General features: G+C 67.2%; 15 protein-coding genes. 2 read left to right on the top strand and 13 right to left on the bottom strand.

The genetic code is table 11. From position 1 onward, the window contains the following. Window positions 1-49: 49 nt before the first annotated feature. From KHC24_RS06710 to eno, 11 genes are all read right to left on the bottom strand, one after another. Window positions 50-508 carry a type II toxin-antitoxin system RatA family toxin gene (locus KHC24_RS06710; RefSeq protein ID WP_213361002.1) on the bottom strand — a complete coding sequence of 153 codons (459 nt, stop codon included), beginning with the start codon at window positions 506-508 and terminating at the stop codon, window positions 50-52. A gap of 3 nt (window positions 509-511) precedes the next feature. After that, window positions 512-1,513 carry a lipoyl synthase gene (lipA, locus tag KHC24_RS06705; protein WP_213361000.1) on the bottom strand — a complete coding sequence of 334 codons (1,002 nt, stop codon included), beginning with the start codon at window positions 1,511-1,513 and terminating at the stop codon, window positions 512-514. A gap of 144 nt (window positions 1,514-1,657) precedes the next feature. Beyond that, a complete protein-coding gene (locus KHC24_RS06700; protein WP_213360998.1) occupies window positions 1,658-1,933 on the bottom strand; it encodes a GlsB/YeaQ/YmgE family stress response membrane protein in 276 nt (91 codons plus the stop codon). A gap of 40 nt (window positions 1,934-1,973) precedes the next feature. Further along, window positions 1,974-3,392 (bottom strand): dihydrolipoyl dehydrogenase, encoded by a 1,419-nt coding sequence (lpdA, locus tag KHC24_RS06695; RefSeq protein ID WP_213360996.1) that lies wholly within the window; start codon window positions 3,390-3,392, stop codon window positions 1,974-1,976. Window positions 3,393-3,567: 175 nt separating this feature from the next. Next, window positions 3,568-4,917 (bottom strand): pyruvate dehydrogenase complex dihydrolipoamide acetyltransferase, encoded by a 1,350-nt coding sequence (locus KHC24_RS06690; protein ID WP_213360994.1) that lies wholly within the window; start codon window positions 4,915-4,917, stop codon window positions 3,568-3,570. Between the two features lie 15 nt (window positions 4,918-4,932). Continuing rightward, the gene (locus KHC24_RS06685; protein WP_213360992.1) at window positions 4,933-6,327 is read right to left on the bottom strand and encodes a pyruvate dehydrogenase complex E1 component subunit beta; all 1,395 of its coding nucleotides are present in this window, start codon (window positions 6,325-6,327) and stop codon (window positions 4,933-4,935) included. A 38-nt stretch (window positions 6,328-6,365) separates the two neighbouring features. Beyond that, window positions 6,366-6,695 carry a hypothetical protein gene (locus tag KHC24_RS06680; protein WP_213360990.1) on the bottom strand — a complete coding sequence of 110 codons (330 nt, stop codon included), beginning with the start codon at window positions 6,693-6,695 and terminating at the stop codon, window positions 6,366-6,368. 17 nt (window positions 6,696-6,712) lie between these two features. Next, complete coding sequence (gene pdhA, locus KHC24_RS06675; protein ID WP_213360988.1) at window positions 6,713-7,777, bottom strand: pyruvate dehydrogenase (acetyl-transferring) E1 component subunit alpha; 1,065 nt, start codon at window positions 7,775-7,777, stop codon at window positions 6,713-6,715. Window positions 7,778-8,045: 268 nt separating this feature from the next. Beyond that, window positions 8,046-8,381: an FtsB family cell division protein gene (locus KHC24_RS06670; protein ID WP_213360986.1), complete on the bottom strand. Its 336-nt coding sequence runs from the start codon at window positions 8,379-8,381 to the stop codon at window positions 8,046-8,048. Between the two features lie 112 nt (window positions 8,382-8,493). Next, on the bottom strand, window positions 8,494-9,189 hold the full coding sequence (locus tag KHC24_RS06665) for an alpha/beta fold hydrolase (RefSeq protein WP_213360984.1): 696 nt from the start codon (window positions 9,187-9,189) through the stop codon (window positions 8,494-8,496). Window positions 9,190-9,228: 39 nt separating this feature from the next. Further along, window positions 9,229-10,512, bottom strand: a complete 1,284-nt coding sequence (gene eno / locus KHC24_RS06660; protein WP_213360982.1) for a phosphopyruvate hydratase — start codon at window positions 10,510-10,512, stop codon at window positions 9,229-9,231. A 127-nt stretch (window positions 10,513-10,639) separates the two neighbouring features. Here eno and queF point away from each other — a divergent pair, with 127 nt between their 5' ends. After that, on the top strand, window positions 10,640-11,092 hold the full coding sequence (gene queF / locus KHC24_RS06655; protein ID WP_213360980.1) for a preQ(1) synthase: 453 nt from the start codon (window positions 10,640-10,642) through the stop codon (window positions 11,090-11,092). A gap of 106 nt (window positions 11,093-11,198) precedes the next feature. After that, window positions 11,199-12,311, top strand: a complete 1,113-nt coding sequence (locus KHC24_RS06650; RefSeq protein ID WP_213360978.1) for a glycosyltransferase family 2 protein — start codon at window positions 11,199-11,201, stop codon at window positions 12,309-12,311. A gap of 6 nt (window positions 12,312-12,317) precedes the next feature. On the opposite strand, the gene glmS is transcribed toward KHC24_RS06650, so the two are convergent. Both glmS and glmU read right to left on the bottom strand, forming a co-directional pair. After that, on the bottom strand, window positions 12,318-14,144 hold the full coding sequence (gene glmS / locus KHC24_RS06645; RefSeq protein ID WP_213360976.1) for a glutamine--fructose-6-phosphate transaminase (isomerizing): 1,827 nt from the start codon (window positions 14,142-14,144) through the stop codon (window positions 12,318-12,320). 100 nt (window positions 14,145-14,244) lie between these two features. Continuing rightward, complete coding sequence (glmU, locus tag KHC24_RS06640) at window positions 14,245-15,600, bottom strand: bifunctional UDP-N-acetylglucosamine diphosphorylase/glucosamine-1-phosphate N-acetyltransferase GlmU (protein ID WP_213360974.1); 1,356 nt, start codon at window positions 15,598-15,600, stop codon at window positions 14,245-14,247. Window positions 15,601-15,685: the final 85 nt, after the last annotated feature.

Below are 15,685 nucleotides of genomic sequence, written 5' to 3'. Positions count from 1 at the left end.
CTATGAATCAGCGATTACCTCGGATGGGAATCCTGAATGTCGATCCGCTCTAGGCCGCCGTGCCGTAGACCTCGTCGGCGCGCTTCTCGAACGCCTCGGCGAAGCGGCGGAAGGCGGCGTCGAACATCGCGCCCATCAGCATGCCGAGCGTGCGCGAGCGGAACTCATAGTCGATGAAGAACTCGATATCGGAGCTGCGCGCGCCGGTGGCGCGGAAGGTCCAGCGGTTCTCCAGCCGGCTGAACGGCCCGTCGAGATATTCGACGACGATGGTGAGGCGCGGCCGGTCCAGCGTCACCCGGCTTGCAAAGCTCTCGCGGAACACCTTGTAGGCGACGGTCATGTCGGCGACGAGGATGTCGATGCCCTCCCCGCTCGCCACCTTGCGGCGCACATGCAGGCTCTCGCAGAGCGGCACGAATTCCGGGTAGCGCTCGACGTCGGCGACCAGATCGAACATGTCGGCGGCCGAGTGCCGGACCTGCCGCTTGCTGCGGAACGAGGGCATGGTTCAGGTGGGCGCCAGAGTTGACGCCAGGCTGGCGGGCGAAGCGGTGCCGAGCTTCGCCGAGCGCGCCGCGCGCAGCCGGGCGAAATCCTCGCCGGCATGGTGCGAGGAGCGGGTCAGCGGGCTCGACGACACCATCAGGAAGCCCTTGGCATAGGCGATGGTCTCGTAGGACTTGAATTCGTCCGGCGTCACGAAGGCCATGACCGGGTGGTGCTTGCGGGTCGGCTGGAGGTACTGGCCGATGGTCATGAAGTCGATCTCGGCCGAGCGGAAATCGTCCATCAGCTGCAGCACTTCATTCCGCACCTCGCCGAGGCCGACCATGATGCCGGACTTGGTGAAGATCGACGGATCGAGCTCCTTCACCCGCTGCAGCAGCCGCAGCGAGTGGAAGTAGCGGGCGCCGGGGCGGACCTTCAGATAGAGCGAGGGCACGCATTCCAGATTGTGGTTGAACACATCCGGCTTCGCCTCGACCACCACTTCCAGCGCGCCGTCCTTGCGCAGGAAATCCGGGGTGAGGATCTCGATGGTGGTGCCGGGGCTGGTGGCGCGGATGGCGCGAATGGTGCGGGCGAAATGCTCGGCGCCGCCATCGGCGAGGTCGTCGCGGTCGACCGAGGTGACGACGACATGCTCAAGCCCGAGGCGGGCCACGGCGTCGGCGACCTTCTGCGGCTCGTCCATGTCCAGCGGGCCGGGCATGCCGGTGCGGACGTTGCAGAAGGCACAGGCGCGCGTGCAGGTGTCGCCCATGATCATGAAGGTGGCGTGCTTCTTCTGCCAGCACTCGCCGATATTGGGGCAGCTCGCCTCTTCGCACACGGTGACGAGGCCGTTGGCCCGCACGATGTCGGCGGTTTCCTGCCAGCCGGGCGTACCCGGCGCGCGCACGCGGATCCAGTCCGGCTTCTTCAGAACCGGCGTCTCGGGCCGGTTCACCTTTTCCGGGTGGCGCGGCTTTTCGAGAGCGCGATTCAACGTGTTGAGGACGGTGACCATGCAGTGCCCGATGCCCGTTGGAGTTCGGCCGGTTCGCGTTTCGTCTTCACACTTAGTGGCTGCACGCCGCGCCGGGAACCCCCGTCCTTCGGACAGGTGCCCCGTGCGCCACGCACGCCTCGATGCGCCGGACGCGACGGGGCGTCAGCGCGAACGCAGCTTGCGCCAGATGAACAGCACGATGACGGCGCCGACGGTGGCCGCGATCAGGGTGCGGAAGAAGCCGTATACCGGGATCGCCGCCAGTTCGGCGATATACTTGCCGACAAAGGCGCCGATCAGGCCGAACAGCAGGTTGGCGAACAGGCCGTGATCGCTTTCGGTCACCCGCTCGGCGATCCATCCGGCCAGCAGGCCGATGATGATCATGGTGAACCAGCCGACTCCCGGCTGGTCCGCAACGGCGGCAAAGCTTTCCATGGACGTTCCCTACCTCTGCCGATCTGCCTGGCGGCGCGCCTCAGATGTGGATGGCGCGCCCATAAGCGGCGAGCACGCTTTCATGCATGGTCTCAGAAACCGTCGGATGCGGGAAGACGGCGTTGATCAGCTCTTCCTCGGTGGTCTCCAGATTCATCGCCAGCACGAAGCCCTGAATCATCTCGGTGACTTCCGCGCCGACGAGATGGGCGCCGAGCAACTGGCCGGTCTTGGCATCGAAGATGGTCTTCACCAGGCCGTCCGCCTCGCCCAGCGCCACTGCCTTGCCGTTGCCGATGAACGGGAAGCGGCCGACCTTGACCTCGTAGCCGGCCTCCTTGGCCTTCTTCTCGGTGAGGCCGACGGACGCCACCTGCGGCATGCAATAGGTGCAGCCGGGGATCATCAGCTTGTCCATCGGGTGGGCATGCTTGCCGGCGATGCCTTCGACGCAGATCACCCCCTCATGCTCGGCCTTGTGGGCCAGCATGGGCGGACCGGCGACATCGCCGATGGCGTAGATGCCGGGCACGTTGGTGCGGCACAGGCCGTCAATGACCACGCAGCCGCGATCGGTCTTCACGCCCAGCTTTTCGAGGCCGAGATTCTCGATGTTGCCGACCACGCCCACCGCCGAGATCAGGCGGTCGGCGGTGAGGGTCTGCACCTTGCCGTCGGCGGTCTCGACGGTCGCGGTGACGCTGTCGGCGCCCTTGACCACCTTGGACACCTTGGCGCCGGTGAGGATCTTGATGCCCTGCTTCTCGAAGCGCTTCTTCGCGTGCTCGGCGATCTCCTCATCCTCGACGGGGAGGATCTGCGGCAACAGCTCGACGATGGTCACGTCCGAGCCCATCGCCTTGTAGAAGGAGGCGAATTCGACGCCGATGGCGCCCGAGCCCATGATCAGCAGCGACTTCGGCACGCTCGCCGGCGCCAGCGCATCGAAATAGGTCCAGATCAGCTTGCTGTCCGGCTCGATGCCGGGCAGCGCGCGCGGGCGGGCGCCGGTGGCGACGATGATGTTCTTGGCGGTGTACTCGCCGGCGCCGAGCGCGCCCTTCGGCGCGCCATCGGTGGCGGCGACCGACACCTTGCCGGGCGCGGTGAGGGTGGCCTGACCCCAGATCACCTCGACCTTGTTCTTCTTCAAGAGGAAGCCGACGCCGTTGCTCATCTGGCTGGCGATGCCGCGCGAGCGCTTCACCACCCCGGCGATGTCGACGCCGAACTTCTCGGCGACGAGGCCGTAATCCTTCGCGTGCTCGATATAGTGGAAGATCTCCGCCGAGCGCAGCAGCGCCTTGGCCGGGATGCAGCCCCAGTTCGGGCAGATGCCGCCCATGTACTGGCGCTCGACCACACCGACCTTGAGCCCGAGCTGGGCGGCGCGGATGGCGGCGACATAGCCGCCGGGGCCGGAGCCGATGATGAGGACGTCGTAGGAGGTTGCGGCCATTTGAGTGGTTCCGTCATGCCCGGGCCAAGGCGACATTTCAGTCGCCGTCTTGCGTAAAGACGCCGAGGCTATCACCCCGGCTTTTGCCGGGCATACGGCCCGGTGCGCCGCTGAAGGACGTGGAGACAAGGCAGTGAAGGACCGGGACGATGCCCCGGTCCCAATGCAACAGGGGTCAGACCAGCATCGCCATCGGCTTCTCGATCAGCGCCTTGAAGGCGGTGAGAAGCTGCGCGCCCATGGCGCCGTCCATGACGCGGTGGTCGCAGGAGATGGTCACCGTCATCACGGTGGCGACGGCGAGCTCGCCCTTCTTCACCACCGCCCGCTGCTCGCTGGTGCCCACCGCGAGGATGGTGGCGTGCGGCGGGTTGATGATGGCGGTGAAATCCTTGATCCCGAACATGCCGAGATTGGAGATCGCCGAGGAGCCGCCCTGGTACTCGTTCGGCGCCAGCTTCTTGTTGCGGGCGCGGATGGCGAGGTCGCGGGTCTCGTTGGAGATCGCCGACAGCGACTTGGTCTCGGCCTTGCGGATGATCGGGGTCAGGAGCCCCTTGCCGCCGTCGATCGCCACCGCGACGCCGATGTCGGAGTGCTTCAGCTTGAGGTAGCGGTCGCCGCCCCACACCTGGTTGGCGTCCGGCACCTGCTGGAAGGCGAGCGCATAGGCCTTGATGACGAAGTCGTTGACCGAGAGCTTGTAGGCCGGCTTGCCGTCCTTCTCCGGCGCGGCCTTGTTCAGGGTCTCGCGGAGCTTGAGCAACTCGTCCATGTCGCAGTCGACGGTGAGGTAGAAGGTCGGCACCGTCTGCCGCGCCTCGGTCATGCGCTGGGCAATGACGCGGCGCATGCCGTCGAGCGGGACTTCCTCATAGGTACCGGGCTCGTAATAGGCCTTGACCTGCTCGAGTAGCGCGCCGGGGGCCGGCGCCGGCTTGGCGGCGGCGACCGGGGTAGCGGCGGCCGGCGCAGATGCAGGCTTGGCGGCGCCGGGCGTGGCGGTCGCGACATCGGCGGCGACGATGCGGCCGCGCGGGCCGGAGCCCTTCACCGCCGACAGGTCGACGCCCTTGTCCTTGGCGAGGCGGCGGGCCAGTGGCGAGGCGAAGACGCGCTCGCCGGCGGCGGTCGGCGCCGGAGCGGCGGCAACGGGAGCCGGAGCCGCGACCGGAGCGGGACCGGGTTCGGCCGGCTTCGGGGCTTCGGCGACGGGCGCCGGAGCGGCTGCGGCCGGCGTCGGGGCGGAGGCGCCACCGGCGGCAACCGCCTTGGCATCCTCGCCATCGGCGGCGAGCACGGCGATGAGCTGGTTCACCGGCACGTCCTGCGAGCCTTCCGGCACCAGGATCTTGGCCAGCGTGCCCTCGTCAATGGCCTCGACTTCCATCGTGGCCTTGTCGGTCTCGATCTCGGCGATCACGTCGCCGGGGGAAACCTTGTCGCCTTCCTTCTTGAGCCACTTGGCGAGGTTGCCCTTCTCCATGGTGGGAGAAAGGGCCGGCATGAGGATCTCGATCGGCATGGGCGCTCTCCGTCCTCAGCGATAGGTGACCGCGCGTGCCGCCTCGACCACTTCCTGGACGTTCGGCAGCGCGAGCTTTTCGAGATTGGCGGCGTAGGGCATGGGGACGTCCTTGCCATAGACGCGCAGCACCGGCGCATCGAGATAGTCGAAGGCGTTCTCCATGACGCGGGCGGAAATCTCGGCGCCGACGCCGGACTGGCCCCAGCCCTCCTCCACCGTGACCAGCCGACCGGTCTTGCGGACCGAGGCGAGGATGGTCTCGGTATCCATCGGCCGGATGGTGCGCAGATCGATCACCTCGGCGTCGATGCCGAGCTTGGCGAGTTCCTCGGCCGCCTTCAGCGCGTAGGACATGCCGATCGACCAGGCGACCAGCGTCACGTCCTTGCCGGGGCGGGCGATGCGGGCCTTGCCGAGCGGGACGATGAAGTCGTCGAGCTTCGGCACCGGCGAGGAGTGGCCGTAGAGGATCTCGTTCTCGAGGAAGATCACCGGATTGGGATCGCGGATCGCCGCCTTGAGCAGGCCCTTGGCATCGGCGGCGGTATAGGGCGCAACCACCTTGAGGCCGGGGATGTGCGAATACCAGGAGGTGTAGTCCTGGCTGTGCTGGGCGGCGACGCGGGCGGCGGCGCCGTTGGGGCCGCGGAACACGATCGAGCACTGGATCTGGCCGCCGGACATATAGAGCGTCTTGGCGGCGGAGTTGATGATCTGGTCAATCGCCTGCATGGCGAAATTGAAGGTCATGAACTCGACGATCGGCTTCAGCCCGGCCATGGCGGCACCGACGCCGACGCCGGCGAAGCCGTGCTCGGTGATCGGGGTATCGATGACCCGCTTGGCGCCGAATTCCTGCAGCAACCCTTGAGTGATCTTGTAGGCGCCCTGATACTCGGCGACTTCCTCGCCCATGACGAAGACGTCGCCGTCGCGGCGCATCTCCTCGGCCATGGCGTCGCGCAGCGCCTCGCGCATGGTCTGGTTGACCATCTCGGTGCCCTCCGGCACTTCCGGTTCGGGCGCAGGAGCGGAGACGATGGCGGGAGCCGCCGGGGCGGGTGCCGACGCGACGACCGGCACCGGCTCGGCCGGGGCGGCCGCCACCGGCGGCGCGGACTCGGCGGCCTTGGGAGCGGGAGCCGCCACGGCGCTGGCATCCTCGCCATCGGCGAGAATGACGGCGATCGGGGTGTTCACCGCGACATCCTGAGTACCTTCCGGCACCAAGATCTTGCCCAGCGTCCCCTCGTCGACCGCCTCGACTTCCATCGTGGCCTTATCGGTCTCGATCTCGGCGATGACATCGCCGGATTTGACCGTGTCGCCTTCTTTCTTGATCCACTTGGCCAGATTGCCCTTCTCCATGGTGGGAGACAGGGCGGGCATGAGAATTTCGGTCGGCATGGCGGCGTTCCCCAAAGAACGAGCGTCGAGATCGCGCGTCACTGATGCGTCTGTGCGGAGGGCACGAACGTCAGGTTGCTGTAGACGGCCAGCGAAGCGGTGGCCACGAGAAAGGCGACGAAGAGAGCGACCAGCATCCGCGAGAGGCGTTGCGAAAGATTGGCCGCCCGATCCGCCGGCGCCCCGGCGAGGTGGCGTATGGCGAACGGCCATACGACCATCTTGATCCAGTCGACAGCCGCGTTGCTGCCGCCGCCGGCGCGAATGCCGGAAAGAATGTGGAAGGCCGTGCCGACGGAAAACACCCACAGCACGACGATCGCCGATGCTCCGGCGACCCACAAACCCCAGAACAGCCAGGCGAGCATGCCCCCTGCCCCGCCGATCAGCGGAGGACGTCGGTGTAGAGCTCGGAGGGATCCGGCTCCGGATCGTGGCTGGCGAAATCGGCGGCGGCGTTCATCACCTCGCGGATATCGGCATCTACGGCCTTGAGGTCGTCCTCGCTGGCCCAGCCCTTCTCCAGCAGGCGCGCACGCACCTGCTCGATCGGATCGTGCTCGGTACGCATCTTCTGCACCTCCTCCTTCGACCGGTACTTGGCCGGATCGGACATGGAGTGGCCGCGATAGCGATAGGTGAGCATTTCGAGGATGTAGGGCCCCTTGCCGGAGCGGGCGAATTCCACCGCGCGCTCGCCGGCAGCCTTGACCGCCCGCACATCCATGCCGTCGACCTGCTCGCCGGGGATGTTGAAGGAGGCGCCGCGCTTGGAGAAGTCGGTCTGCGCCGAGGCGCGGCTCACCGAGGTGCCCATGGCGTAGCGGTTGTTCTCGATGATGTAGACCACCGGCAGCTTCCAGAGCTCCGCCATGTTGAAGCTCTCATAGACCTGCCCCTGATTGGAGGCACCGTCGCCGAAATAGGTCAGGCACACACCGCCATTGTCGCGGTAGTGATTGGCAAAGGCGAGGCCGGTGCCGAGCGACACCTGGGCGCCGACGATGCCGTGGCCGCCGAAGAAGCCCTTCTCGATGCTGAACATGTGCATCGAGCCGCCCTTGCCCTTGGAATAGCCGCCGCGGCGGCCGGTGAGCTCGGCCATGACCCCCTTGGGGTCCATGCCGGTGGCCAGCATGTGGCCGTGGTCGCGATAGCCGGTGATTACCTGATCGCCGGGCTTCAGCGCCGACTGCATGCCGACGACGACGGCTTCCTGGCCGATATAGAGATGGCAGAAACCGCCGATGAGGCCCATGCCGTACATCTGGCCGGCCTTTTCCTCGAAGCGCCGGATCTCCAGCATCTGTCGATAGGCGGCGAGTTCCTGATCCTTCGAGAAGTCCAGCGCATCGGCGGACTTGTCGGAACGCCTCGCGGAAGATTTCGGCGCAGCGGCCTTGGAGGCGGTGGTCCTGGGGGCGGGGGACTTCTTCGCAGCTACAGCCATAGGCGCATCCCTAGCTCGTTACCGGATTTTGTCAGTGTCTTAGCGCAACTTGCGTATCGACGCTACGCGCAAAACGCAATGCTGCGGCGCACAACATGTTGCCAGCGCAAGGGTTTCCTGCTCTGAACTGATATACGGTTAAATGTGACGTTTAACTCTATATAAGTTAAGTTGCTGCGATCTATCGGTTTCTCGCTGGCATTCCAGCCGCGAGCGAAGATCGGACGCCTTCGGCACCCCGTTCGCCAATTGAACCTAGTGATGAGGCTTATTGCGTCAATGTCGCCTGCGCGCGGGGGCGCAGCAGGACAAGGTCCTTGGGATGGACCAGATTGAGCAGCGAACGCGCCTGCTCGTCCAGCATGTCGGCATCGACGAGATCGGGCGACAGCAGGCGCACCTTGGCTTCGATGGCCTGGCGCTGGGTACGCAGGACATCGCGCTCCTGCGTCAGCGCCTGCATCTGCTCCTCGAAGTGCCTTCGCGCCACCAGGCCGTATTGGCCGTTATAGCCCTGGAAGGCGAAATAGCCGATGAGCGATGCCGCGCCGAGATGCAGCGTGACGGTTTGGAGAATCGAGCGCCAGCGGGTGCGTGCTATCATGGAAACAGAGCCTAGCCGCATCCGGTTGAGGCTCCGTTAACTCTGTCGCCGGGAAACGGCAAAAGCGGCTCAGGCGGGGATCTTCGGCGCCGCCGGCCGACCTGCTGCCGGCTCAGAGGGTGGCGAGCACGCCCCTCACTATCGCGTTCAGCTCCGCCGGCCGCTCCAGCGGCACATAGTGGCCGCAGCCCGGAAGCACGTGCAGCGTACCGCGACGCGGCAGTCTCGCCTGCGCCCGGCTCACCGTCGGGCCGGGAAACCTGTCATCGGCGCCGGTGACGACCGCGACCGGCCCCGGAAAGGCGGCAAGGATGTCATCGCGGCTCGGCCGGCTGTGGAAGGCCCGTACGCCTCGCGCCAGGTCGCCGGCGGACTGGCGGAGAACGATGGCTTCGGCGCGGTCGCGCGCAACTGTGGCCGAGGTCGGGAACAGCGGCGCCCAGAGTGCCTGCCACGCCGGCGCGACGCCCCCGTGCTCCAGCATGTCGAGGGCGGCATCCCTGAGCGCCGACTCGGGCCGATGGACGGCTTTGGTGCCGATCAACACCAGGGCGGCCACCCGCTCCGGTGCCGCAGCCGCCAGTTCGAGGGCGCAGGAGCCGCCAATCGAACAGCCTACCACGACCAGCCGGCGCCCCTTCACCGTGTTCAATATTGCGGAAGCCCAGTCCGCGACGTGATCGCCCAGGCCGTAGAGCGTCGGGGCGAAAGTGGCGCCGGGCAGCAGATCGCGTTGCCCGGCCCACATGGAGCCGTCCAGAGGAAGCGCGTGCAGCAGGACCAGCTCGACCGATCCGTCATCGGGCATGCCGAAGGGCCGCCTGCACCCGCTGTCCCCCGCTGCGGCTCAGCCGAGCGCCTTCAGCGCCGCGCGGCCGGCATAGATCGCCTGCGGGCCGAGCTCCTGCTCGATGCGCAGCAGCTGGTTGTACTTGGCGGTGCGGTCGGAGCGCGCCAGCGAGCCGGTCTTGATCTGCCCGCAATTGGTGGCGACGGCGAGATCGGCGATGGTCGAATCTTCGGTCTCGCCCGAGCGGTGCGACATCACCGCGGTGTAGCCGGCCTTGTGCGCCATCTCGACCGCGTTCAGCGTCTCGGTGAGCGAGCCGATCTGGTTGACCTTCACCAGGATCGAGTTGGCCACGCCCTGCTTGATGCCGGCGGACAGGCGGGTGACGTTGGTGACGAACAGGTCGTCGCCGACCAGCTGGCACTTGGAGCCGATGGTGTCGGTGAGCAGCTTCCAGCCCTCCCAGTCGTCCTCGGCCATGCCGTCTTCGATGGTGGCGATGGGATAGCGGGCGACGAGATCGGCGAGGTACTTCACCTGGGTCTCGATGTCGCGCACGACGCCTTCGCCCTCATAGTCGTACTTGCCGTTCTTGAAGAACTCGGTCGAGGCGCAGTCCAGGCCGATATAGACGTCCTCGCCCGGCTTGTAGCCGGCGGTCTCGATGGCCTTCACCACGAAGGCGAGCGCGGCGTCGGCCGACGGCAGGTTGGGGGCGAAGCCGCCCTCGTCGCCGACATTGGTGTTGTGGCCGGCATCCTTCAGCGCCTTCTTCAGCGTGTGGAAGATCTCGGCGCCGGTGCGCAGGCCTTCCGCAAAGGTCGGGGCGCCGACCGGCAGGATCATGAATTCCTGGAAGTCGATCGGGTTGTCGGCATGGGCGCCGCCATTGACGATGTTCATCATCGGAACGGGGAGCACGCGGGCGTTGACGCCGCCGACATAGCGGTAGAGCGGCAGGTCGCGGGCGGCGGCGGCCGCCTTGGCGAGCGCCAGCGACACGCCGAGAATGGCGTTGGCGCCGAGACGGGCCTTGTTAGGCGTGCCGTCGAGCTCGATGAGGATCTGGTCGATGGCTGCCTGGTCCTCGGCGTCCATGCCACCGATGGCGTCGAAGATTTCGCCGTTCACGGCGTCCACCGCCTGCGAAACGCCCTTGCCGAGATAGCGCGACTTGTCGCCGTCGCGCAGCTCCACCGCCTCATGGGCGCCGGTCGAGGCGCCGGAGGGCACCGCCGCACGGCCCTGGGAGCCGTCCTCCAGGATCACATCGACCTCGACGGTCGGGTTCCCGCGGCTGTCCAGAATCTCGCGGCCGATAATGTCGACAATGGCAGTCATTCGCTTCCCCAGTTCGTCATGGTGGGCGGTGTCGCAGGCGGTGCCTTCGGCGCTTCTACCGCCTCGCCATGACATGCGAAAGAGCCCGCGCTAAAGAACCGCGCGGGTGGGGACGAGGAGAGAGACTATGACCGACGAAACGCTGCAGCTCGGGCGCGCCACCGTGTGGCCGGCCTCCCCCGAGCAAGCGGTGCTGGACCGGGTCGCCAACCCGCAGGCCGACACGCTCTATGTCGCGCGATTCACCTGCCCGGAGTTCACCTCGCTCTGCCCGGTGACCGGGCAACCGGATTTCGCGCATCTGGTCATCGACTACGTGCCGGACGGCTGGCTGGTGGAGTCGAAGTCGCTGAAGCTCTATCTCGCCAGCTTCCGCAACCACGGCGCCTTTCATGAGGACTGCACGGTGGCGGTAGGCCGGCGGCTGCACGATCTGCTGAAGCCGCACTGGCTGCGCATCGGCGGCTACTGGTATCCCCGCGGCGGCATTCCGATCGACGTGTTCTGGCAGAGCGGCGCGCCGCCGAAGGACATCTGGCTGCCGGACCAGGGCGTGCCGCCCTATCGCGGGCGCGGCTGAGCCGCCCTGCCGCCTTGACAAGGGCGGCAGCGGCCCGGATGTTTCTCATCCTCAAGCCATCGGCGCGCACGCGCTTGTCCTTCCGAACCCGCGAGCGTGCCCTCGGATGCCGACGACTTTTGCGGTGGTGATCACCAATTACAATTATGGCCGCTTCGTCCTGGAGGCGGTCGACAGCGCACTGGCCCAGAGCCGCGCGCCGGACCGGGTGATCGTGATCGATGACGGGTCGAGCGACGATTCGGCGCTGCGGCTGACGCGGGCTTATGGCGACGATCCGCGCGTCGATCTGGTGTTCTCGTCCAATCGCGGGCAGCTGGCGGGTTTCGCCGCCGGTGTGGCGCGGGCCGATGCCGACGTCGTCTGCTTCCTCGACGCCGACGATCTGTGGAAGCCCGACTATCTCGCCCGGCTCGGCGCGCTCTACGACGCCCGTTCCGATGTCGATTTCGTCTTCTCGAACCTGCACCGATTTGGGCAGGCGAACGGCATCGAGGCTTTCGCGGCCGGCGAGGAGGATCTCGGCCATACCGCGGTGATGACCTATCTCACCGGGGACTGGTATGGCGCCTCGACCTCGGCGCTTTCGCTGCGGCTCTACTGGGCGCAGCGCTGCACCGACTTTCCCGAGCCGTTCCTCCGCATGTGGCGGCTCTGCGCCGATGGCTGCGTGGTTCTATCCGCCAGTATTTATGGCGCCCGCAAATACTATTTGCCGACTAACAGTGTGCGATATCGCGTGCATGGCCAAAATGGCTGGTACTCCAACCGGACCGATGTGTCGGATTATCGCGAATCCATCGCCAAGCGCTGCACGGTGAACTATTGCGCCGGATTGATCGGCCTCGGGGCCGATTGCGGGGTGATGCTGCCGCTGGAACTCGCCACCAAGCCGGCGCCGCCGGAACGCGAGGTTTCCCGCTACCGCGAGGTGATGGAACGGTTCGCGCGGGATCCGGCTTCCATCCATCCACTGGATCACGTTCCGATCCCACGCCGGGAGCCGGCACGGACTCTGGCGAAAGCCATGCGGACACTCGCACCGGCATCCACGCCGGCATCTGTAGCTGCGCCGATCACGCGGCCATCGGCGACCGGGTTTCTCCGCATGCCGCAGATTCCCAGCCTCGCCGCCCGCGTCCGGCGGAGTTCGCCGTGGCGGCTGCGCCTCTATCTGCGCGACATCATGCGTGTCGTGCTGCAGAAGCCAAATTTCTGAGCGGCCTCACTCCACGGTGACCGACTTGGCGAGGTTGCGCGGCTGGTCGACGTCGGTGCCCATTTGCACCGCGGTGTGATAGGCGATGAGCTGGATCGGGATGGCATAGACCAGCGGCGTCACCAGCGGGTTCATCTCCGGCAGTACCAGCGTCGCCTCGGTGTCGATGCCGGCCTCGGCGGCGCCGCGCGCATCGGTCAGCAGGATGATGCGGCCGCCGCGGGCAGCCACTTCCTGCATGTTCGACATGGTCTTGTCGAACACCTGATCATGCGGGGCGATCACCACCACCGGCATCTTCTCGTCGATCAGCGCGATCGGGCCGTGCTTGAGTTCGCCGGCGGCATAGCCCTCGGCGTGGATGTAGGAGATTTCCTTCAGCTTCAGCGCGCCTTCGAGCGCCAGCGGATACGAGGTCGAGCGGCCGAGATAGAGCACGTCCTGCGATTTGGCGAAGGAGCGGGCCAGCCCCTCGATCTGCGGACCGAGCCGCAGCGCCTCGTTCATCAGCCTGGGCACCTCGACCAGCGCCCGCACCAGCTCGCGCTCGCGCTCGGGCGTCAGCACGCCGCGCGCCCGGCCCGCCGCCACCGCGACGGCGGCCAGCGTCGCCAGCTGGCAGGTGAAGGCCTTGGTGGAGGCGACGCCGATTTCCGGGCCGGCGAGGGTCGGCATCACCGCATCGCTCTCGCGGGCGATGGTGGAGGTCGGCACGTTGACCACCGCCATCACCTTCTGCCCCTCCTGCTTGGCATAGCGCAGCGAGGCCAGCGTGTCAGCGGTCTCGCCGGACTGGGAGATGACGATGGCGAGGCCGTTCTTCGGCAGCGGCGCCTCGCGGTAGCGGAACTCCGAGGCGACGTCGATCTCCACCGGCAGGCGGGCGATCTGCTCGAACCAGTATTTGGCGATCAGCCCGGCATAATAGGCGGTGCCGCAGGCGGCGATGGAAATCCGCTCCAGGCCGGTGAAGTCGAACGGCAGGTCGGCCTCCAGCTGCACCGTCTCGGCGGCGAGGTCGAGGTAATGCGCCAGCGTGTGCGAGACCACCTCCGGCTGCTCGTGCATCTCCTTGGCCATGAAGTGGCGGTGATTGCCCTTCTCCACCAGGAAGGCGGTGGCGGTGGAGCGCTGGATCGGCCGCACCACCACATCGTTGGCGGCGTTGTGGATTTCCGCCCGGCCGCGATGCAGCACCGCCCAGTCGCCGTCGTCGAGATAGCAGATGGTGTCGGTGAAGGGCGCCAGCGCGATGGCGTCGGAGCCGAGATACATCTCGCCCTTGCCATAGCCGACGGCGAGCGGCGAGCCCTTGCGGGCGCCGATCAGGAGATCGTCCTCGCCCTCGAACATGAAGGCCAGCGCGAAGGCGCCCTTGAGCCGCGGCAGCGACGCGGCGACCGCCGCCTCCGGCCCGGCACCGCCGCGCAGCTCGCGGGTGACGAGATGGGCGACGACCTCGGTATCGGTCTCGCTCTCGAAATTGGCGCCGTCGCGCAGAAGTTCTTCGCGCAGCTCGCGGTAGTTCTCGATGATGCCGTTATGCACCACCGCCACCTGCATGGTCGCGTGCGGATGCGCATTGGCGACGCTGGGCTTGCCATGGGTGGCCCAGCGGGTGTGGCCGATGCCGACATGGCCGGCGAGCGGCGCCCGGGCGAGCTCGGTTTCCAGATTGCGCAGCTTGCCCTGGGCGCGGCGGCGGGTGAGGCGGCCCTGCTCCAGCGTCGCCACGCCGGCGGAATCATAGCCGCGATATTCGAGGCGCTTCAGCGAATCGACGAGCCGGTCGGCCACGGACGCAGTACCGACGATGCCAATGATGCCACACATGGCGCAGACCTTTCGCGCGAACCAGCACAGGAGATTACCGGTACGGGTTTAACCGGGTGTCACCGCACTGCAAAAATCAATTCGGATGTCGATTCTTATCTCACCCCTCGGCGGCGGCTTTCCGGATCGCCTGAAGCCGCTCGCGCAGACGTGCGGCAAGGCCCGGCTTGTTCACCTGCCGGGCGCGGCCGATGGCCAGCGCATCGGCCGGCACGTCGTCGGTGATGACCGAGCCGGTGCCGATATAGGCGCCGTCACCGATGGTCACGGGAGCCACCATCAGGCTGTTGGTGCCGATGAAGGCATTCGCGCCAATGGTGGTGCGGTGCTTGCTGAAGCCGTCATAGTTGCAGGTGATGGAGCCGGCGCCGATATTTGTGCCCTCCCCCACCGTCGAATCGCCGACATAGGACAGGTGATTGATCTTCACCCCCGGCGCGAGGTCGGCGTTCTTGATCTCGACGAAGTTGCCGATATGCACGCCCTCCTCCAGCCGGGCGCCGGGGCGGAGCCGGGCGAAGGGGCCGACCGAGACGCCGCCGGCCAGCGTCGCGCCCTCGATGTGGCTGAAGGCGCGGATGACGCCGCCGTCCGCCACCGTGACGCCGGGGCCGAACACTACGTTCGGCTCGATGACGACGTCGCGGCCGAGCCGGGTGTCGGCGCTGAAGAACACCGTTTCCGGCGCGACGAGCGTGGCGCCGCCCTCCATCGCCGCCCGCCGCAGCCGCAGCTGCTGCACCGCCTCGGCCTCGGCGAGCTGGGCGCGGGTGTTGACACCGGCGACCTCGCCGGCCTCCGCCACGCACACCGCCGCCGTGCGGCCGCGGGCGATGACCGCCTCCACCGCATCGGTGAGGTAGTACTCGCCCTTGGCATTGGCATTGCCGATGCCGGAGAGAACCTCCAGCGCCAGCGCCCCGTCGAGCGCCATCAGCCCGGCATTGCACAGGCCGATGGTCTTCTCGGCCTCGCTGGCGTCCTTCTCCTCGCGGATGGCCACGAGGTCCTCGCCCCAGGTGATCAGGCGGCCATAGCCGGTCGGATCGGCGGGGCGGAAGCCGAGCACCGCCAGCCCGGCGCCCTCGGCGAGTGGCGCGCGCAGCGCCTCCAGCGTCTGCGGCCGCACCAGCGGCGTGTCGCCATACATGACCAGGATGTCGTCATAGCCCCGCTCCAGCGCGGCGGCGGCGGCGAGCACCGCATGCGCGGTGCCGAGGCGCTCGCGCTGCACGAACACGCTCGCCGCCGGGACGAGGCGGTGGACCTCCGCCTCGACCTGTCCGTGGTCGGGGCCGATCACCACCGCGATCTCGGCGGCGCCGGCCGCCCTGGCGGTTTCCAGCACATGGCCGACCATGCTGCGCCCGGCGACCTTGTGCATGACCTTCGGCAGCGCCGACTTCATGCGCGTGCCTTCTCCGGCGGCGAGGACGATGACGAGCAGACGGCGCATGCGCTTATTCTCCGAATGGGCGGGCGCCCGTGTTTACCGCAGCGCCGCCATCGCCGGGAAGACCGCGAAATTCCGGCCGTTGAAT

This window comes from Ancylobacter defluvii, assembly GCF_018390605.1.
GTDB lineage: Bacteria > Pseudomonadota > Alphaproteobacteria > Rhizobiales > Xanthobacteraceae > Ancylobacter > Ancylobacter defluvii.
The sequence above is the reverse complement of the archived record's forward strand: the minus strand, read 5'-3'. Positions and strand labels throughout refer to the sequence as shown.

Excerpts from the sequence above, each read along its gene's own strand:
- KHC24_RS06710 (WP_213361002.1), bottom strand. The coding sequence starts at position 508 with ATGCCCTCGTTCCGCAGCAAGCGGCAGGTCCGGCACTCGGCCGCCGAC.
- lipA (WP_213361000.1), bottom strand. The coding sequence starts at position 1,513 with ATGGTCACCGTCCTCAACACGTTGAATCGCGCTCTCGAAAAGCCGCGC.
- KHC24_RS06700 (WP_213360998.1), bottom strand. The coding sequence starts at position 1,933 with ATGGAAAGCTTTGCCGCCGTTGCGGACCAGCCGGGAGTCGGCTGGTTC.
- lpdA (WP_213360996.1), bottom strand. The coding sequence starts at position 3,392 with ATGGCCGCAACCTCCTACGACGTCCTCATCATCGGCTCCGGCCCCGGC.
- KHC24_RS06690 (WP_213360994.1), bottom strand. The coding sequence starts at position 4,917 with ATGCCGATCGAGATCCTCATGCCGGCCCTTTCTCCCACCATGGAGAAG.
- KHC24_RS06685 (WP_213360992.1), bottom strand. The coding sequence starts at position 6,327 with ATGCCGACCGAAATTCTCATGCCCGCCCTGTCTCCCACCATGGAGAAG.
- KHC24_RS06680 (WP_213360990.1), bottom strand. The coding sequence starts at position 6,695 with ATGCTCGCCTGGCTGTTCTGGGGTTTGTGGGTCGCCGGAGCATCGGCG.
- pdhA (WP_213360988.1), bottom strand. The coding sequence starts at position 7,777 with ATGGCTGTAGCTGCGAAGAAGTCCCCCGCCCCCAGGACCACCGCCTCC.
- KHC24_RS06670 (WP_213360986.1), bottom strand. The coding sequence starts at position 8,381 with ATGATAGCACGCACCCGCTGGCGCTCGATTCTCCAAACCGTCACGCTG.
- KHC24_RS06665 (WP_213360984.1), bottom strand. The coding sequence starts at position 9,189 with ATGCCCGATGACGGATCGGTCGAGCTGGTCCTGCTGCACGCGCTTCCT.
- eno (WP_213360982.1), bottom strand. The coding sequence starts at position 10,512 with ATGACTGCCATTGTCGACATTATCGGCCGCGAGATTCTGGACAGCCGC.
- queF (WP_213360980.1), top strand. The coding sequence starts at position 10,640 with ATGACCGACGAAACGCTGCAGCTCGGGCGCGCCACCGTGTGGCCGGCC.
- KHC24_RS06650 (WP_213360978.1), top strand. The coding sequence starts at position 11,199 with ATGCCGACGACTTTTGCGGTGGTGATCACCAATTACAATTATGGCCGC.
- glmS (WP_213360976.1), bottom strand. The coding sequence starts at position 14,144 with ATGTGTGGCATCATTGGCATCGTCGGTACTGCGTCCGTGGCCGACCGG.
- glmU (WP_213360974.1), bottom strand. The coding sequence starts at position 15,600 with ATGCGCCGTCTGCTCGTCATCGTCCTCGCCGCCGGAGAAGGCACGCGC.